We start from the raw sequence: 17520 nt of genomic DNA, 5'->3' as shown, positions 1-17520 counted from the left end.
TCTTCCCAAAGCGAGAAGATCGCCGCGGAGGGTCACGTCATGGACGTGAAACTCGAAGACGTAGGAACCATGACAATCGTCCCAACACTGTTGGGACGACTGCGCGATCTGGCCATACCTGCGCGAAGGCGGGCATCGCGTTCAGTCATTAGTCCTCGCGAAGCATCCAAACCCTCTCCATCGGGATGCGGGCTCTGACGTCCTCCGGCAGTCGGTCGTAGTTGCGTTGGACCGCGGCGATCACATCTGACGCATCCCACACCTTGACGCGGAACCGCTGGTGTTTGACCGCGTCCCTGGCCGGCTTGCTCAGGCCTGTCCAGGTCGCGAGGAGGCCATAGTCCGCGCCGTGAGTGCTCACCAGGCCATTGAGCTGTGCGACGACCTCGGAGCCGATCTGACCCGTCTTGACCTGCACGATCAGCTTGGGCGACTCGAGGCCCAAGAGGCCGCGGCCTGCGGTTATGTCGATGCCCCCGTCAGCGCCCGGTGGTGCTTCGTCGACCTCGAACCCCTCAGCTTCGAGGAGCACTGCGACGAGGTGAGCGAACGCGTGGCCTGCGAACTCTTCACCGATCCGCGCCGAGATCTGATCGGCGGCGACTTCCGCGACGTTTGGCTTGGATTCCGGGTCATCGACCGCGCTGTCCTCGGCGTGGCTCTTGCCAGGTCCATCCTTGGGGGTCACCGCCACGGATCCGGGATCCTCGCCGTGGGCCAAGAGGTGATCGAGGCGGGCGACTGCGTTGTTGCGAGACGGAGAGAAGATCGAGATGGCGCTTCCGAGGGTGTAGAGCAGGTCCTGCTTCACCACGGTTCGGGCAACTCGTCGCTGCCACTCGACGGCGACCACGTGGCGACAGTTCGGATCGTCCTCATCGGCCAGATACTGGTATCCCGACGTCACTCGTCCGATCGCCAGTTCACGGGTCGTCTTCATCGGAAGAATCATTAGGTCACCCACCTGTATTCGGTGGCGAAGGGCCCACATCTGGCCGGTGTAGGAGGCAACGAGGCCGGGTGAGTCCGTCCCGAACGTATCCGCGATGACCTGCTCGACGTCCTCGCGAGTGGTGAACGGCGTGAGGTCAGGGACTTCTTTCCATCCGCCGCCCGAGAACCCATTCGCGATGGCCCAGTCATCGCGTTCGCCGTAGCGGCCTGATCGGATGACCCATGCTGACTTCATCGGTCTCCTTCCCGCTGGGGTCCCAGCTTCACTCTGAATCTCCGGCGCGGATCTCAAGGTCCGGGAGAGCGTCGACGATCTTCATCGTCTCCAGGCTGACAGTGACGATGCGGGCCAGCAGGTCGATGATGTAGCGGGGATCGCCGACCTCGCGGGACCAGTCATTGGGGTCGTTCACGATGCCGGAGGGCTTGTCGGTCTTCACCTGGTAGCGGTCGATGATCCACTCGATCGCTGACCGCGACCCGAGCATGTAGCGGTGCGCCTCCTCGGGGATGCCGCTCACGGTGATCCGGGAGTTGTAGACGACGGCCGACCGGTCCGGTACGAGCTTTTTGGTTTCGGGGTCGCGGACCTTCGCGAACGCCATCTTGTCAACGCGGAAGTGCTCGTATGCCGCAGCGCCGGACGGTGCTGGATCGTCCAGTCTCACAAGCGGATACGGTTCGACGGCCTCGTAGCCGAGATGGAGGTCCGACAGCTGGCGGCCGGCCTCGATGTAGGGCCACGGGTCGGTCACCAGCGGGATGCGCGGCAGCAGCTTCTTGAGGTCAGCCGCGTAGGTGTCGCGGTAGTCGGGGGAATTGAGCAGGCCGTAGACATAGAAGAAGATGTCGTCCTTGGTGATCGATTCCCCGTATGCCGCGGCGAAAGTCTCGAGCGCGTGGTCGGTGATGTTGTCGATCCGTCGATAGCCACCGACCATCTCGCCGTCGCCTGCGGCGTCGAAGGCGAGCATGTCGTCGCCAGCGCCGACCTTCTCGTATCTCCATCGCGCAAAGAGTTGACCAGCATTGGAGCCGTAGAGGGCTATGTCAGGGATGCTGTCGACCATCAGTGCAGAGAAGGGCTTCTCCGCACCGGGGTTGAGCGCGTACATGCCCACGTTTGGCATGTCGCCGGCAGGGAAGACCGCCTCGAGGCGATAGACCATGTCGTTGAGGGCGCGGTCGAAGTAGACGCGTTGTCGGGTGAACGGGCGGTAGAGGCCCCGGCGGACGGCGGCGGACCCGAAGGTCCGTGCGCGCTTTCGGTCGAGATCGGCGAGGAGCGAGCGGTTCCAACTGATCTGCTTTGGGTCAGTCGTCGCGGCGGAGGACGTTCGATGGGCCCGTCTGTCTGCCTCGTATGTCTCCACGAGGCGGCGCATGTTTGCTTCGAGTTCCTCCCTGCTGGCGTTGTAGCACCAGGCGTCTCGGTTGGTCTTCAGTCCACCGGAGTAGAGGCCGAAGACCGCTGCCGACTGTTTGTCGCCGATCGGCAGCCATGCAGCGAAGTTGCCGCTGCGCTGGTTGAGCCAGTCCCCGTGGGCGTTCGGAGCGATGGTTCGGGGTTCGAGTCCCTGATGGCTCGAGGACGCAGCGACCTTGGCGAGCTTGTCCTCGCGGGTGAGGTAGTCGCCGATGTCCGTGTAGTGGATCCTGGCCGGTCCTGAGCTGGCGGGGTCCTTCACGAGAATCGTGACGGCGACCGTGGCGCGTGAACCGGTGCCGCCTTCCTTTTTGCGCTGGTCGCCTGCGAACCGAGCGTTTCCGCGGAGGTTTAAGACGTGGATGTCGCTGAACTCGTCAGCCAGCGAGAGTCGCATCCCGTCGGCGGTGTTGGAGTCGAGCCAGCCGCCGTTTGTCACGAAGGCGACCACACCACGCTCAGCGATCCGCAACGAAGCCCACTTGATCGCGCGGATGTAGGAGTCGTACAGCGAGTTCTTCAAGGTCGCGGTGGATCGCGCGGCATACGTGTCGCGAATGGCCGCATCCAGCGTCGGATAGGACTCATTGGCGTTGTCGTCGTTGGCGGAGTCCTGGCCCGAGGAGTAGGGCGGGTTACCAACGATGACCTGGATGTCGAGGGCCTTCAGGCGCTCGAGACGTTTCGTTGTTCTGGACGAAGACGGTCGTGTCGAGGGTGTCGTTGTCCTCCCAGGACTAGAAGGTGTCGGTGAGGATCAAACCGGGGAAGGCCTCGTAGTCGCCAGGGTCGCCCAGCTCGCCGCGGAGGTCCTGATAGGTCGTCTCGATGTTGACCGCAGCGATGTAGTAGGCCAGCAGCAGGATCTCGTTGGCGTGCAGCTCATGGTGGTACTTGCGCGCCAAGTCCTGAGGCTCGATGAGCCCCAGCTGGAGCAGCCGGGTGATGAAGGTGCCGGTGCCGACGAAGCCGTCGAGCACGTGCACACCCTCATCCGTCAGGCCTTGCCCGAAGTGCTGGCGCAGGACGTCATCGGCGGAGCGAAGGATGAAGTCGACGATCTCGACGGGGGTGTAGACGATGCCGAGCTTGTCGACCGTCTTCTTGAAGGCCGTGGCGAAGAAGGTGTCATAGAGCTGGACGATCAGCTTCTGACGCCCCTCGGCGGTGTCGACGCCCTGAACCCGCATCCGCACGGAGTCGTAGAACTTCTCCAACGAGTGGTTCTCGTCGTCGAGGTTGTGCTCGTCAAGGGCCGCGAGCATTCGCTCCATCGTTTGGGCGACCGGGTTGTGCGCCGCGAAGTCGTAGCCTCCGAAGAGGGCGTCGAAAACGGGGCGGGTGATGAGGTGCTGGGCAAGCATGTCGACCGCATCGGCCCGCGAGATGCTGTCGTTGAGGTTGCCGCGCAGGCCTTGGAGGAACCTGGCGAACTCTACTGTGACGGTCGGGTTACCGCCGTCGAGGAGTGCTGTAATGCGTGTGACGTGACGCTGGGCGATGTCGGCGATGTCCTTGGCCCAGTCCTCCCAGTAGCGCCGCGAACCGACCTTCGCGACGACCTTGGCGTAGATCGCCTCACGCCACTCGTCGAGGAATGCGAGCGAGAGCGCCCCCTGTGTCCCTCTCTGGTCGTCCGTCCCATCGCGCTCCGGAGCAGGCACCCCGATGACGTTGATCTTGTCGTCACGCTGCTTGACCAGCTCGATCCGGTTGACCATCGCGTTGAAACGCTCGTCGTGCGCCCGGAGCGCCTGCAAGACCTCCCACACCGCGGCATACCGCTTGTTGTCACGCAGAGCTTGCTCCGGGGTCATCCCGGCCGGGATACCGACCGGCAGGATGATGTAGCCGTACTGCTTGCCAGGTGAACGGCGCATCACGCGGCCGACGGACTGGACGATGTCGACGACCGACTTGCGCGGCGAGAGGAACATGACCGCGTCGAGCGCTGGCACGTCGACGCCCTCGGACAGGCAGCGCGCGTTGGTGAGGATGCGACACACGCCGTCAGGCACGTCGGCGCGGAGCCAGTCCAGTCGGGTGTTGCGCTCCAGGGCGTTGTAGGACCCGTCGACGTGCTGGATCTCGCAGGTCAGCAGCGGCTCACCATCGGCGTCATCGAGGTCGTGGGCGGCAGCGTACTGAGCGACGGTCTCCGCAAAGAGGGCCTCCACTCGCTTGGAATCCTTGATGGTCCCGGCGAACGCGACGGCTCGCCGCATCGGTGCCGGATCGGCATCGAAGGAGTGCTCCGCCGAACCGCGCTTGGCCAAACCGTTCCAGCAGCCGACGATCTTGGCGGCGTCGTCCAGGCGCAGCTCGTTGCCTTCATCGGCGAGCTGGAGCTGGAAGGTCCGCGACACGGCTGTCTCGTCGACCGCGAGGACCAGGACCTTGTAGTCGGCGAGCAGCCCCTGCGCCACCGCCTCCCCAAACCCGAGGCGATGGAACTCCTCCCCGAAGACGGACACGTCATCCATCGACGCGAGCACTGCACTGGCCTCGCCGGCCTTGGCCTTGGAGGAGTCGTCGTAGATCCGCGGCGTTGCCGTCATGTAGAGCCGCTTGCTGCCCTTGATGTAAGCCGCGTTGTGGATCCGCACGAACGCGGACTCGTCTTCGCCCGCCAGAGTCGTTCCGGTCGTGCGGTGCGCCTCGTCGCAGACGATGAGATCGAAGGCCGGGAGGTCGCCCTGGCTCTGCGCCTGGTGGACGACGTCGATCGACTGGTAGGTCGCGAACACTACGGTCATTGACGCGGTGTCGCGGATGGCTTGGGTCCACCGTGACTCGAGGATCGCGATGTTGGTCGTCGAGGGGAGTGCGAGGTCGACTGCGGAGATGCCAACGAGTTCCGATGAGCCGGCCCGCCGAAGAACGACCCGCGGCATTGTCGAACGTTCGCTCATGGGGCTACTGGCTACGCGGCACCCCACGAACACCAACGTCTCGTCTCGTGGACAGTCGATGAACCATTGCTTGACGTTATTCATACCATTTCAGTAGGTTATGGATCGGTCACGAGTTCCAGCGTGAAGCCCCGGCTGGCTGGACGGCAACCCTCTGCTGCAGCGGGGTGCCCCGGGAGGCGACCAGGCGCCCGCCATGACGGCGGTCTGCAAGTGCACGGGCTCAGGCCCGCCCAGCGACCTAGGAGCACCACCGATGACGAGCTGTCGACGCTGACCGAGTTCCCTCCGGCCTGAGGCGACACCGACGTCGCTCGCTGCCTGCTCGCACCACCACCCCCCTCCGGCCGCGCTCCGTCGCGTCCGTATGCCGCGACCCCGAGGACCCACGACCATGTCGACCACGTCACCCGCCCGACCCGTCGCCGCCGCCGAGGCAGCCGTCACCGGGCTCGGCGACCGCCAGCACGACGACCCCGCGGCGCCCGGCGGGGGGAGGGGCCGGAGGGGGCTGCTCCGGTCACCGTTGCTCCGCCGCGTCACCATCCGCGTGGCGTCGGCAGGAGTCGTCGTCCTCGTGTGGTGGGCCGTGTCTGCTTGGGGCACACCGGATCCCACGCTGCGCCCGTCGCCGGCGCTGGTCTGGCGGACTTTGGTCGACCTGTCGACCCTTCAGGACGGCGGGTACAACGGCCTCACCTGGTGGCAGCACCTCCAGATCAGCCTGGGGCGCGTGGCGCTCGGCACCGCGATCGGTGTCGCCGCCGGGCTCGTGCTGGGGCTCGCCATGGGTGTCATCACCCCGTTGCGGATCGGCCTCGAGCCGCTGCTGACGTTCGTGAGGAACCTGCCGCCGTTGGCCTACTTCAGCCTCGTCGTCATCTGGTTCGGCATCGACGAGACCCCGAAGATCATCCTGCTCGCCATCGCTGCCCTGCCGCCGGTCGCGGTCGTGACCGCGGGCGCCGTCCTCGGCGCGCCCGTGGCCCTGGTCGAGGCCGGCCGGTCGATCGGGCTCGGGCGTCTGGCGGTGGTGCGCCGCGTCGTCATCCCCTCGGCCCTTCCCGAGGTCCTCACCGGCATCCGGCTGTCCGTCGCGATCGCGTACTCCTCCGTCGTCGCCGCCGAGACGATCAACGGCCTGCCGGGGATCGGCGGGATGGTCCGCGACGCCCAGGCCTACAACAACACCGCCGTGGTCATCGTCGGGATCCTCGCCATCGGCACCTCCGGACTGGTCATCGACAGCCTCATCACCACCGTGGCCGCTCGGGTCACCCCGTGGCGCGGCCACACCTGACCTGCACCACCCGTCACCGACGGCACCACATCCATCGAAAGGAACTCCGTTGTCCCCCATCATCTCCCGTTCGCGCCACACCCGGCGCGCGGCGTTGCTCGCTGCCACCCTCGCCGTCGGGGTCGGGCTCAGCGCCTGCGCCTCCACCGGCGCCACGACCTCTGGAGGAACGGCAGCCGACGGCTCCAAGGTGCTGCGCATCGCGTACCAGAAGTTCCCGAGCGGCGACCTCGTCGTGAAGAACCAGAAGCTCCTCGAGAAGGCCCTGCCCGGCTGGACGATCGAGTGGAAGGCCTTCGACTCCGGCGCGAGCATCAACACCGCGTTCATCGCTAAGGCGGTCGACATCGGCGCGATCGGCTCCAGCCCGGTGGCCCGGGGCCTGTCTGCCCCCCTGAATATCCCCTACTCGGTCGTCTACGTCCTGGACGTCGCCGGCGAGAACGAGGCACTGGTGGCGCGCAAGGACTCCGGGGTCACCACGCTCGAGGGCCTGAAGGGCAAGCGGATCGCCACGCCGTTCGCGTCGACCTCGCACTACAGCCTGCTCGCCGCGCTCGACCACGTCGGGCTCAAGGAAAGTGATGTCACCCTCGTCGACCTCCAGCCCCAGGACATCCTCGCGGCCTGGCAGCGCGGGGACATCGACGCGACCTACGTGTGGCTGCCCGTCCTCGACAAGCTGCGCGAGAGCGGCACCCAGCTCGTCTCGAGCGCCGAGGTGGCCGAGTGGGGCAAGCCCACGCTCGACCTCGGCGTTGTGAGCAACGACCTCATCGCCAAGCACCCCGAGGTCGTCGAGGCATGGCGCAAGGCCGAGGCCGCCGGAACGGCGACGATCCTCAACGACCCGACCGCTGCTGCTGCCGCAGTCGCCGCAGAGCTGGAGACCACGCCCGAGGACGCCGCCTCGCAGCTGAAGCAGGGCGTCTTCCTCACCCCCGAGGAACTGACCAGCGCGACCTGGCTGGGCAGCGACGGTGCGCCGGGCGGCGTGGCCGCCAGCCTCCACGACGCGGCGGGATTCCTCGCGCAGCAGAAGAAGGTCCCCACCGCACCCGCAGCCGACGTCTTCACCAAGGCCGTCTACACGAAGGGCCTGCCCGGTGCCCTCGGCCAGTGACGCCGTGTCCGCGCCCTCCCTCGAGGAGGGCGCGGCCCCGCCCGCCATCGAGGTCCGCGGCGTCACCCACCGGTACGACCCGAAGTCCGCTGCTGCCGCGCTCGGGCCGGTCGACCTCGTGGTCACCCCGGGCGAGTTCGTCGTCGTCGTCGGCGCGTCCGGCTGCGGGAAGAGCACCCTGCTCCGCCTGGTCGCCGGCTTCGAGACCGCCTCCGAGGGTTCCGTGCTCGTCCACGGCGACGAACCCCGCCCCGGCCGGGCCGGGCTGGTCTTCCAGCAGCCACGCCTGTTCCCGTGGCGCACCGTGGGCGGAAACATCGACCTCGCCCTCGCCACCGCCAGCGTCCCCGCCGAACAGCGCACCGCACGGCGGGAGGACCTGCTCTCCCAGGTCGGGCTGCGCGAGGTCTCCCAGCGCCGCACCTGGCAGCTCTCCGGAGGCCAGCAGCAACGCGTCGCCATCGCCCGCGCCCTCGCCGTGCCCTCGGACCTGCTGCTGCTCGACGAGCCGTTCGCTGCACTCGACGCCCTGACCCGAGAACGCCTCCAGGAGGACCTGCGCGCCTCCAGCACCCGCACCGGCGGAACCTCCGTCTTCGTCACGCACAGCGTTGACGAGGCCGTTTTCCTCGGCACGCGCATCATCGTCCTCACCTCCGCACCCGGCCGGATCGCGCTCGACGTGCCGGTCCCGCTCCCGCGCGAGGGCGCGGATCCCGCCGAGGTCCGCGGTCTCCCCGAGTTCGCCGCGCTCCGCGCTGAGGTCGGCGCCCACCTGCGATCTGTGGCCGCCTGACCTCACCACCCTCTGCCCACCGCTCATCCCCGCCGAGAGGACCCTCATGACCACCGCCACGACCACCACTGCTCGCTCCGCCGAAAGGCGTGAGCTGACCCTCGAGCCCCTCGGGCCGTCGTTCGGGGCCGTGGTCCACGACCTCGACCTCACCGAGCTGACCGACGCCCAGGTGGCCGCGGTCCGCGCGGCGTTCGTCGAGCACAAGGTCCTGTTCTTCACCGGCCAGGACCTCACCGACGCCGACCAGGTCGCCTTCGCCTCACGCCTGGGCGACCTGACGGCCGGACATCCCGTCGCGCTGTCCGACGGCCCGACCGAGATCTACCGGATCGACAGCAGCGACCCCGAGTTCTCCTTCTCCGACGTATGGCACACCGACGTCACCTTCATGACCAACCCGCCAGCTGCCTCCATCCTGCGCGCAGTCACCCTGCCCGACACCGGCGGTGACACCAGCTGGGCCGACTCCCAGCTCGCCTACGACTCCCTCTCGGCGCCGGTGAGGCGCCTCGTCGACGGCCTCACCGCGGTCCACGACGGCAACCGGGAGTGGGGCGCCTACCTGCGCCGGCACGCCGACCGCGGCAACGAGTGGGACGGCGCCGTCGTCACCTCCCTGCCCCCGGTCGAGCACCCCGTCGTGCGCGTCCACCCCGAGACCGGCCGCAAGGGCCTGTTCGTCAACCCCGGCTTCACCTCCCACATCGCCGGGGTGTCCGACGCCGAGAGCCGGGGCATCCTCGACCTGCTCTACGCCCACCTCACCAAGCCCGAGCACACAATCCGCCACCGCTGGTCCCCCGGCGACGTCGGCATCTGGGACAACCGGGCCACGGCGCACTACGCCAACAACGACTACTCCGGCAAGACCCGTGCCATGGCTCGTGTCACCCTGCGCGGTGACCGGCCCTACGGCCCCGCGGACGCCGACCTCCACTCGCCCACCCGCTGAGATCCGTTCCACGACCAGGAGAACCGTTATGACCGTCACCGACGAGCTGCTCGCCAACAACGAGGCCTACGCCGCCCAGTTCACCGGACCGCTGCCCCTCCCACCCGCCAGGCAGGTCGCGGTCCTGGCCTGCATGGACGCCCGCATCGACGTCTACCGCGTCCTCGGCCTCAACGAGGGCGAGGCCCACGTCATCCGCAACGCCGGCGGCGTCGTCACCGAGGACGAGATCCGGTCCCTGGCCATCAGCCAGCGACTCCTCGGCACCAAGGAGGTCATCCTCATCCACCACACCGACTGCGGGATGCTCACCTTCACCGACGACGGCTTCAAGGAGACGATCCGCCAGGACACAGGCCTCCGACCCGCCTGGGCTGCCGAGGCCTTCGACGACCTCGAGGAGGACGTCCGCCAGTCCGTCGCCCGCATCACCGCCAGCCCGTTCATCCCCGTCAAGGACTCCGTGCGCGGCTTCATCTTCGACGTCGCAACCGGCCGCCTCGAGGAAGTAGCCGCCTAGCGACAGCGGCATGACAGAACGTTGCAGCGGTCTACACAAGCAGGACGAGAGCGTCACGCGTTGCTTGCAGAAGCTCGGCGTACGATAAGTAGGGCACGCCCTCACCGGGCCGGTAGGCCGCAAGCGTTTCCAAGAGGTCCTCGAAGCGGTCGTCGTCCGGATAGTCGTCGAGCAGCACCGCCTCAAGCGCAGCAGCGGCCACCATGGAGTCGTCGCCGTTCAGAATCGGCTGGGCCGCAGCAATGAGGCGATCGTTGAACACGGTCGAAGACTAGAGACATGGCCCCAACAAAGTGCCGGATGCGGCATGTTCCAGCGTTACGCGGGACTTCGCTCCGACTACTACGCCCGATGCCACCACTGCGGGGACCTCGTCAGCCTCTTGACACAGGTCGACGAGAGCTGCCGCTGCGGTCGGCTCCTTAAGGACTCGAGCGCCTGCAGGTTCGGCCACAGCGATGGAGACGCAAGCATCGCGATCTACAGCCAGAACTGAAAGCACGCCTGCGGCATGTGCGTTTATCCCCCAAGTTCGGCAAGCGTGCCGCCCAACGCCCTGAGCAAGCCACGCTGGCGTAATTGACCTGAAGGTCCCGGCACCCCTCCCGGGGTCTTGCTCCTTCTCGACGCAGCAAGGCCTGGTGCGGTGGGTCGCGCGACCGTTCCCTTGGTTGGGGCGGTCGGAACGCCGTCGGCTCGATGCACAGGGTCTCTTGACGTTCTCGATGGGTGGCATCACACTGCATCCACAATCTCGAAGGGGGAGTTCGATGATTCTTGGTCGGCGATCAATCCTGACTGTGGGAACAGCGGCTTTGCTGATGATGGGGACTGCTGCACGGATGGGTGACACCTGAGTTGGCTTGCCTGGACTGGCGGGCTGGAAGGATGTCGCTGTGCCCAAGCCCTACCCTGAGGAGTTCCGCGACGACGTCGTCCGTGTCGCTCGAGAGCGTGAGCCGGGGGTGACCTTGGCTCGGATCGCCAAGGATTTCGGCGTTCATGAGATGACGCTTCACAAGTGGCTTCGACGAGCTGACGTGGAAGACGGAGTCAAGCCCGGCGCGACCGCGGCCGAGAATGTCGAGACCCGGGAGTTGCGCAAACGGGTTCGGCTGCTGGAGCAGGAGAACGAGGTGCTGCGCCGGGCAGCGGCTTACCTGTCCCAGGCGAACCTGCCGGGAAAAGGCTCTACCCGCTCGCGAGCGAGCTGGCCGCCGACGGGATACCCGGCGCGGTGACGTGTCGGGTACTGAAGATCGCTCGCCAGCCGCACTACCGGTGGTTGGCCGACCCGGTCACCAGTGCCGAATGGGTTCAGGCGCACCGCGCGAACGCCTTGTTCGACGCACACACCGATGATCCGGAGTTCGGGCACCGGTTGCTGGCCGACGAGGCCCGCGACGCCGGTGAAGCCATGTCTGACCGGACCGCGTGGCGGATCTGCTCGGACAACGGCTGGTGGAGCGCGTTTGGGAAGAAGCCCGGCCGCAACGGCAAGAAGCCCTGGCCGCCCGCGCACGACGACCTCGTCCAGCGCGACTTCACCGCGCCCGGCCCGAACCTTCTGTGGCTGACGGACATCACCGAGCACCGCACCCGCGAAGGAAAGCTGTACCTGTGTGCCGTCAAGGACGTCTGGTCCGGGCGGATCGTCGGCTACTCCATCGATGACCGGATGACCTCACGGCTGGCGGTGCGAGCCCTGGAGAGCGCCGCTGCACGCCGGGGCCTGGTCACCGGATGCGTGGTTCACAGCGACCGGGGATCTCAATTTCGTTCTCGCCGGTTCCTGTCCGCTCTCCGCCGCCACGACCTGATCGGGTCAATGGGCCAGGCCGGCACCAGCGCCGACAACGCCGCCATGGAATCCTTCTTCGCACTCCTCCAGAAAAACGTCCTGGACCGGCGCACCTGGATCACCAAAGACGAACTTCGGATCGCGATCGTCACCTGGATCGAACGCACCTACCACCGCCGTCGCCGGCAAGCCCGCCTCGGCCGGTTGACCCCCATCGAGTACGAGACCATCATGACCACGACGGCCAGTCAGGCCGCGTGACCGAACGTGTCACCTAACCGTGCAGCAGTCCCAGTCGCTTTCGCGAGCAACCTTTGCAAGCCACTCGTCGAACCCCGGGTAGTCGGCACGCAACCCATCGAAGATTGGATCTTGGCGATTCAGCGCATAAGCGGGAGGTGAGGTCACGCGCGGAGGGGGTGCCAGCTCCTCGGGAGCGAACCCCCGCAGCAGGTCGCATGCGCCTGCGTGGTGAGAGCAAGTTCCCCCAGGCCCGCTTTGGCTGCACGGCGAAGAAGTCGCGCGTCGTCGTTGACTAGATGTGTAGCGGCCCCCGCGTCGAGTGCCGCAAGGATTCGCAGATCCCGCTCATCGTTGGATCCGCGCGGGCTATCGCCCGCCCGTTCGCGCAGGTCGTCAGAGACGGGGACTTCGGCCAACTGCGAGAACTTCGCGAGTTCTGCGAGGCGCTGTCGACGCCGCGTAGCGTCTTGTCCTTGAAGCAGATCGTCACGTGTCGCGGCCGCGACGCAGAGGTAGTGTCCTTGCTCATTAGCTAAACGAAGCAGAAGTGCCGCTACTTCGAGGTTCTCCTCGAGGTCGCCAGCAAACGGCTCCGCGGCAATGATCACGTTTGAATCGAGAAGCAGGCGCATCCTTGGGGCGCCCGGGTTCCCGTTCAGTTGCATGCGCCCATGGTCCCGTACCACGACACAATCAGTCGGGACCGAAGCTTGTCCTCGAGGCCGAAAATGGACACAGTTGTGGGAATCCCTCCCAAAGAGCCGACCTCGCGTTGATTCCAGCCCACGCCGTCCGGCCTGCCCTCCGCAGAGGAGCAGGCTGTCTGCAGACCCTCAGCCGGTGTGCGCACGACCGTGCTGTGGGCGACCCGCGCCGGTTCGGGGGTCTGGAGGTCAGTCACCGGGGGCGTCATTCGTTTTGGTGTCGCGGCTGAGGCCCTGTCCAGCGCCGCGTCGAGCGTCGAGGGCTACGCCATGGACCACCGCCCGTCCCACGCCTGGGCAGGACGGGACAGGTGACGGCGGGAGGGGACAGGGTCCAAGGGGAAGCCGAGCTCGACGCCCTTCACGGGCGGAGCCACCACGGCTACCATGAGAGCCACGTCAGCACTCCAACTTCTGCTGTCGTCCGACCCCCGGAGGTTGCCGCCTCGCGGGGGTCTTACCTGCTCGTGGCCGGTGCTCTTATGCCCCATTTATGCCGCAGGCGGGAGGAGCAGAAGGGCCCTGACCACGTTTCCGCAGGTCAGGGCCCAATTCTCCACTGGTCGGGGTGACAGGATTTGAACCTGCGACCTCTTCGTCCCGAACGAAGCGCGCTACCAAGCTGCGCCACACCCCGTGGCTCGCCCGGGGCTCGCGCCACGGACTGATCGCTACCTTGCGGCAGCGACGAGACAGGATAACCCAGTGGCGGCGGGCGCTGAAATCGGGCCCGTCAGGAACGCGGGACCAGGGTGATGAGGCTGGCCTCGGGGCGGCAAGCGAAGCGCACCGGAGCGTATGGCGAGGTCCCCAGCCCTGCCGACACGTGCAGGTACGCCGCGCCCCCAGGCGCCTCGGAAGAGGGCACGCCATTCGCCCCCACCCACCACCGACTCAGGCCCTTCGCGCGGCCCCGGTCGAGGTCGCAATTGGTGACCAGAGCGCCATACCCAGGAATGCAGAGCTGCCCACCGTGGGTGTGGCCGGCGATGATCGCGTCCACGCCGTCGGCGGCCATCGCGTCGAGAACTCGGACGTATGGCGCGTGCACCACCCCGAGGAAAAGATCACTGCCGCCGGCGGCCGGGCCGGCCACCGCGGCATACTCATCACGATCGAGATGGGGGTCGTCGACACCCACGAATTCGATATCGAGGCCGCCGACCGACAGCTTGCCGCGGGCGTTGTTGAGGTGGAGCCACCCCGCCTCGCGGGTGAAGGAGTCGATGAGCTCGCCCACGGGCAGGCGCCGGTCCTCGTTGAGCGTGATGCGCGAGTCCGGCAGGAGGTAACGCGTCGGGCTCTTGAGGTTGGGCGCGTAGTAGTCGTTGGAACCGAGCGCGAAGACCCCGGGTATGCCGTAGAGCGGCTCGAGCGCGCGGGCGACGGCGGGCACCGCCTCCATGTGCGCCAGGTTGTCACCCGTGTTGATGACCAGGTCGGGCTTGAAGTCGGCGAGCCGGCGCACCCACTGGATCTTGCGCTCCTGTCGCGGGACGAGGTGCAGGTCGCTCATCTGGACGACGCGGATGGGGTCGGCGCCGCGCGGCAGGATCGGCATCGTGAAGCGCCGCAGCACGAAGGCGTTGCGTTCGATCAGCGAGGCGTAGCCCAGCCCGGCGGCGCCGAGGCCGACCGTGGCGGTGAGTGCTCGCATGAGGGGATGCATCGCTCCAGTGTCCCACGCCGTGCTGCGGGGCTTTGGGCTGCGGGGCTTTGGGCGGGAATGTGCGCCGGTCAAGCAGTGCGGGCGAGAAACCGGTTGCGGGGGGTTGAGAGGATTGACGTATGGACGTGACGAAGGCGAGTCTGCAGGGTGACCTCACCGAGGCGATGCGGGCGCAGGACAAGGTGCGGGCGGGGACGCTGCGGATGGTGTTGACGGCGATCACCGTCGAGGAGAGCGCCGGGACCCACCACAAACTCGGCGCGGAGGACGTCCAGAAGGTCGTGGCCAAGGAGGCCAAGAAGCGGCGGGAGGCGGCCGCGGCATACACCGAGGCGGGGCGCCCGGAGCTGGCCGCCCAGGAGGAGGCCGAACTGGCGATCCTGGAGGGTTACCTCCCGACGCAGCTCACCGAGGCCGAGGTCGTCGACCTCATCGAGGCGGCCGTCGCCGAGACCGGAGCAACAGGTATGCCGCAGATGGGCTTGGTCATGAAGACCGTCACCCCACGGATCGCCGGTCGCTACGACGGCGGCAAGGTCGCCGGGATGGTCCGGGCTCGCCTCGGGCGCTGACCCCTGGCGCTGATCCGGCTAGCCGAGATCGGAACCTCAGCCGGTCGAGGTTCCCGTGGGCGTCGTCGGCCCGTTCGAGGGCGGCGGTGAAGTGATGCCGCCACCGCCGGACGTGCTCGGGCTGGTGGGTGACCCGGGCGTACTCGGGCTGGTGGGTGACCCCGGCGTACTCGGGCTGCTCGGACTTGTCGGCGGCCTCGGCGGCGCGGGGACGAATCCGGTCGAGGTGTAGAGCCCGACCGCGGTGCCCTTCGCCGCCCGCCCGGATGGAGCGGTCGCCACGACCGTGCCGGCGGGGGCGGTGGAGTTCTGGGTGCCGAGATAGAAGCCCTGGAATCCGTTGGCCTGCAAGGTCGAGATCGCGTTGGCCAGCGACATCCCGATCACACCGGGCAACGGCGACAGGTTGCCATAGAGCACGGCGGCGGATGGCGCCTTGAAGTCGACCCACGGCGAGTCCGCGGAGACCTCGGCCATGATCTGGCCCCACAGCGGGGCGGCGATGTCGCCACCGAAGACGCGTGGGTAATACCTGCCGCCGATCGAGATGCCGTCCATCGAGTGGGCGCTGATGGGGGTGCCGACATAAACGGCGGTTGCGAACTGGGGGGTGTAACCGACGAACCACGACTGCTGGTGGCCCTCGTGCGTCCCGGTCTTGCCGGCAGCCGGCCGGTTGAAGTAAGCCCGCGCCTTTGTGCCCGTGCCATTGGTCAGGACGCCCTTGAGCAGCTCGGTCGTGCCCCGCGCGACATCCTGGCTGATGACCTGCTTGCACTTCGTGGCCGGCAATTTGATCTTCTTGCCATTGGCGGTCTCGATCGACTCGATCGGGTTGATGTCGCAGTACTTGCCGTCCGCCGCGAGCGTCGCATACGAGTTGGCCAGCGTCAGCGGCGGCACCGAACCGGATCCGAGGACGAGGCTCGACGGAGCGGGCTCGGTCACCTTGCCGGCACCGTCGAGCAAGCCCATCTTCGTCATCGTCTTCTGCACTTCACAGCCCCCGAGGGCGATCATCGACGCGGCGAAGGCGGTGTTGACCGAGTTGGCGGTGGCCGTCCGGAAATCCATCACCGGCGCAGTGGTGGTGTAGTCGTTGCGCACGTACCAGGTGTCCCCGGAGCCACAGGCGTCGTGATACGAGTTTGGCGGGAAGGCGTGGGCCGCCGCCTGCGTGGGACCGGCCGGCGGCGCCGGCACCTGACCGTTGACGGGCCAGCCCTTCTCCAGCGCCGTGACGATGGTGTATATCTTCGCGGTCGAGCCGATCGGGAAGCCCAGGGTTCCCTTGTACTTCTGCGGGACAACCCAGCTCTGCGACGTCTTGGCGACGGACGACTCCTTGGCCGTCCAGTCGAACTCCGACGTCTGCACCATGGCGAGCAGCTTCCCCGTGCCGGGCTCAACGACGGCCGCGGCCGCGCCCACTCCGGACGGGTCGCCGGTGGGGACCTGCGCGGTCAGAGTGCGGAAGATCTCCGTCTGCCAGTCGGAGTGCAGAGTCGTATGAATGCGCAGCCCGCCCCGGTTGATGTTCAGCAGGCGCTCGGCCCGGTTCGCGCCGAGGGCCTTCAGTCCGAGCATGTACTCCATCGCGTACTGGCAGAAGAACGGCTCCGGCGAGCGCGCGCACGTCCCGCCCTCGGAGTTGCGGATACGCAACATTGACTTCACGGTCGGCTTCTTGGCCGCCGCGGACTCGGCGGCAGAGATCAGGCCCAGCTCCTGCATACGATCAAGAACGGTGTTGCGGCGGCGCTCGGCGATCTCGGGGTAGTTGTGCGGATCGGAGGTCCCCGGGCTCTGCACGACACCGGCGAGGGTGGCGGCCTGGCTCAGGTTGAGATCCGAGGCGTGCACATTGAAGTAGTGGACCGCGGCCGCCTCGATGCCATAGGCCAAGTCGCCGTAGTAGGCGAGGTTCATATAGCCCTCGAGGATCTGACGCTTGGTCATCGTCTCCTCGACGTGCATGGCCAAGCGCATCTCGCGCAGCTTGCGGGCGTAGTTGACGCTGACCGCCTCGGCGGCGGCGGCCTCGTCGCCCTTCTGCAGCGCCTCCTCTTGGAGGGTCAGCTTGACGTACTGCTGCGTGATCGAGGAGCCACCCTGGGTGGCATTGCCGGAGGCATTGTTGAAGAAGGCCCGGAAGGTGCCGCGGATGTCGATGGGGCCGTGGTCGAAGAAGCGGTCGTCCTCGATGGCCACCTGCGCCTGCTGCATGATCGGGGCGACCTTGGACAGCTTGACGATGATGCGGTTCTGGTCATACGGCGTGGCGATGACCTTGTTGTCTGCGTCGTAGATGCGTGACTGCTGCGCCAACGCCTGCGGCTCGAAGTCGTCCGGGATGGACTCGAATGCCTTGACCGACTTGGAGGCGACCGACCCGAGGGCGCCCACACCGGGGATGAACACGCCGGCGGCGAGCACGCCAAGGCCGACGCTGACCGCGACGAAGGCGGCGAGCAGCGACATCAGGTGCGGCATCGAGGCACGATCGGGTCGCACGGGCATGGCGGCAGACTAACCCGCCTTGCTG

The 17520-nt window shown here is 67.1% G+C and carries 13 protein-coding genes, 1 tRNA gene and 1 riboswitch; of the genes, 7 read left to right on the top strand and 7 right to left on the bottom strand.

Annotation, left to right across the window (positions count from 1 at the left end):
• Window positions 1-148 precede the first annotated feature (148 nt).
• From BN13_RS07585 to BN13_RS20210, 3 genes are all read right to left on the bottom strand, one after another.
• The gene (locus BN13_RS07585) at window positions 149-1189 is read right to left on the bottom strand and encodes a restriction endonuclease (protein WP_048545733.1); all 1041 of its coding nucleotides are present in this window, start codon (window positions 1187-1189) and stop codon (window positions 149-151) included.
• A 28-nt stretch (window positions 1190-1217) separates the two neighbouring features.
• A complete protein-coding gene (locus BN13_RS20215) occupies window positions 1218-2903 on the bottom strand; it encodes a type ISP restriction/modification enzyme (RefSeq protein ID WP_053079751.1) in 1686 nt (561 codons plus the stop codon).
• A 214-nt stretch (window positions 2904-3117) separates the two neighbouring features.
• Window positions 3118-5292 carry a DEAD/DEAH box helicase family protein gene (locus tag BN13_RS20210; RefSeq protein WP_235433971.1) on the bottom strand — a complete coding sequence of 725 codons (2175 nt, stop codon included), beginning with the start codon at window positions 5290-5292 and terminating at the stop codon, window positions 3118-3120.
• Between the two features lie 107 nt (window positions 5293-5399).
• A riboswitch (SAM riboswitch) is annotated at window positions 5400-5514 on the top strand.
• A gap of 172 nt (window positions 5515-5686) precedes the next feature.
• On the opposite strand from BN13_RS20210, the gene BN13_RS07575 reads away from it, so the two are divergent.
• From BN13_RS07575 to BN13_RS07555, 5 genes are read left to right on the top strand one after another with little or no spacing between them, the layout of a single operon-like run.
• Entirely contained in the window at window positions 5687-6592 is a 906-nt protein-coding gene (locus BN13_RS07575; protein ID WP_048545731.1) for an ABC transporter permease, read from the top strand.
• 49 nt (window positions 6593-6641) lie between these two features.
• A complete protein-coding gene (locus BN13_RS07570; RefSeq protein ID WP_235433970.1) occupies window positions 6642-7715 on the top strand; it encodes a taurine ABC transporter substrate-binding protein in 1074 nt (357 codons plus the stop codon).
• A 4-nt stretch (window positions 7716-7719) separates the two neighbouring features.
• Window positions 7720-8511 (top strand): ABC transporter ATP-binding protein, encoded by a 792-nt coding sequence (locus tag BN13_RS07565; protein WP_201329062.1) that lies wholly within the window; start codon window positions 7720-7722, stop codon window positions 8509-8511.
• 46 nt (window positions 8512-8557) lie between these two features.
• Complete coding sequence (locus BN13_RS07560) at window positions 8558-9466, top strand: TauD/TfdA dioxygenase family protein (protein ID WP_048545725.1); 909 nt, start codon at window positions 8558-8560, stop codon at window positions 9464-9466.
• Between the two features lie 28 nt (window positions 9467-9494).
• On the top strand, window positions 9495-9986 hold the full coding sequence (locus BN13_RS07555; RefSeq protein ID WP_048545724.1) for a beta-class carbonic anhydrase: 492 nt from the start codon (window positions 9495-9497) through the stop codon (window positions 9984-9986).
• Between the two features lie 31 nt (window positions 9987-10017).
• Here BN13_RS07555 and BN13_RS07550 read toward each other — a convergent pair whose 3' ends face one another.
• Window positions 10018-10248, bottom strand: coding sequence for a hypothetical protein (locus tag BN13_RS07550; RefSeq protein ID WP_048545723.1), 231 nt, complete (start codon window positions 10246-10248; stop codon window positions 10018-10020).
• A gap of 634 nt (window positions 10249-10882) precedes the next feature.
• Here BN13_RS07550 and BN13_RS07535 point away from each other — a divergent pair.
• A protein-coding gene (locus tag BN13_RS07535; protein WP_157038497.1) for an IS3 family transposase occupies window positions 10883-12048 on the top strand; the annotation gives its coding sequence in 2 pieces (ribosomal slippage) (window positions 10883-11167 and window positions 11170-12048; 1164 coding nt in all).
• Between the two features lie 1246 nt (window positions 12049-13294).
• Here BN13_RS07535 and BN13_RS07520 read toward each other — a convergent pair.
• A tRNA-Pro gene (locus tag BN13_RS07520) sits at window positions 13295-13371 on the bottom strand.
• Between the two features lie 96 nt (window positions 13372-13467).
• On the bottom strand, window positions 13468-14403 hold the full coding sequence (locus tag BN13_RS07515; RefSeq protein ID WP_048545714.1) for a metallophosphoesterase: 936 nt from the start codon (window positions 14401-14403) through the stop codon (window positions 13468-13470).
• 119 nt (window positions 14404-14522) lie between these two features.
• Here BN13_RS07515 and BN13_RS07510 point away from each other — a divergent pair, with 119 nt between their 5' ends.
• Window positions 14523-14975, top strand: a complete 453-nt coding sequence (locus tag BN13_RS07510) for a GatB/YqeY domain-containing protein (RefSeq protein ID WP_048545712.1) — start codon at window positions 14523-14525, stop codon at window positions 14973-14975.
• 36 nt (window positions 14976-15011) lie between these two features.
• Here BN13_RS07510 and BN13_RS07505 read toward each other — a convergent pair whose 3' ends face one another.
• The gene (locus BN13_RS07505) at window positions 15012-17495 is read right to left on the bottom strand and encodes a penicillin-binding protein (protein ID WP_084733629.1); all 2484 of its coding nucleotides are present in this window, start codon (window positions 17493-17495) and stop codon (window positions 15012-15014) included.
• Window positions 17496-17520 lie beyond the last annotated feature (25 nt).

Source organism: Nostocoides jenkinsii Ben 74, from assembly GCF_001046875.1.
Classification (GTDB): Bacteria; Actinomycetota; Actinomycetes; order Actinomycetales; family Dermatophilaceae; genus Nostocoides_A; species Nostocoides_A jenkinsii.
The sequence above is the reverse complement of the archived record's forward strand: the minus strand, read 5'-3'. Positions and strand labels throughout refer to the sequence as shown.

Bases quoted from the DNA above. Each gene is read 5' to 3' on its own strand.
- BN13_RS07585 (WP_048545733.1), bottom strand. From the start codon at position 1,189: ATGAAGTCAGCATGGGTCATCCGATCAGGCCGCTACGGCGAACGCGAT.
- BN13_RS20210 (WP_235433971.1), bottom strand. From the start codon at position 5,292: ATGAGCGAACGTTCGACAATGCCGCGGGTCGTTCTTCGGCGGGCCGGC.
- BN13_RS07575 (WP_048545731.1), top strand. From the start codon at position 5,687: ATGTCGACCACGTCACCCGCCCGACCCGTCGCCGCCGCCGAGGCAGCC.
- BN13_RS07560 (WP_048545725.1), top strand. From the start codon at position 8,558: ATGACCACCGCCACGACCACCACTGCTCGCTCCGCCGAAAGGCGTGAG.
- BN13_RS07555 (WP_048545724.1), top strand. From the start codon at position 9,495: ATGACCGTCACCGACGAGCTGCTCGCCAACAACGAGGCCTACGCCGCC.
- BN13_RS07515 (WP_048545714.1), bottom strand. From the start codon at position 14,403: ATGCATCCCCTCATGCGAGCACTCACCGCCACGGTCGGCCTCGGCGCC.
- BN13_RS07510 (WP_048545712.1), top strand. From the start codon at position 14,523: ATGGACGTGACGAAGGCGAGTCTGCAGGGTGACCTCACCGAGGCGATG.
- BN13_RS07505 (WP_084733629.1), bottom strand. From the start codon at position 17,495: ATGCCCGTGCGACCCGATCGTGCCTCGATGCCGCACCTGATGTCGCTG.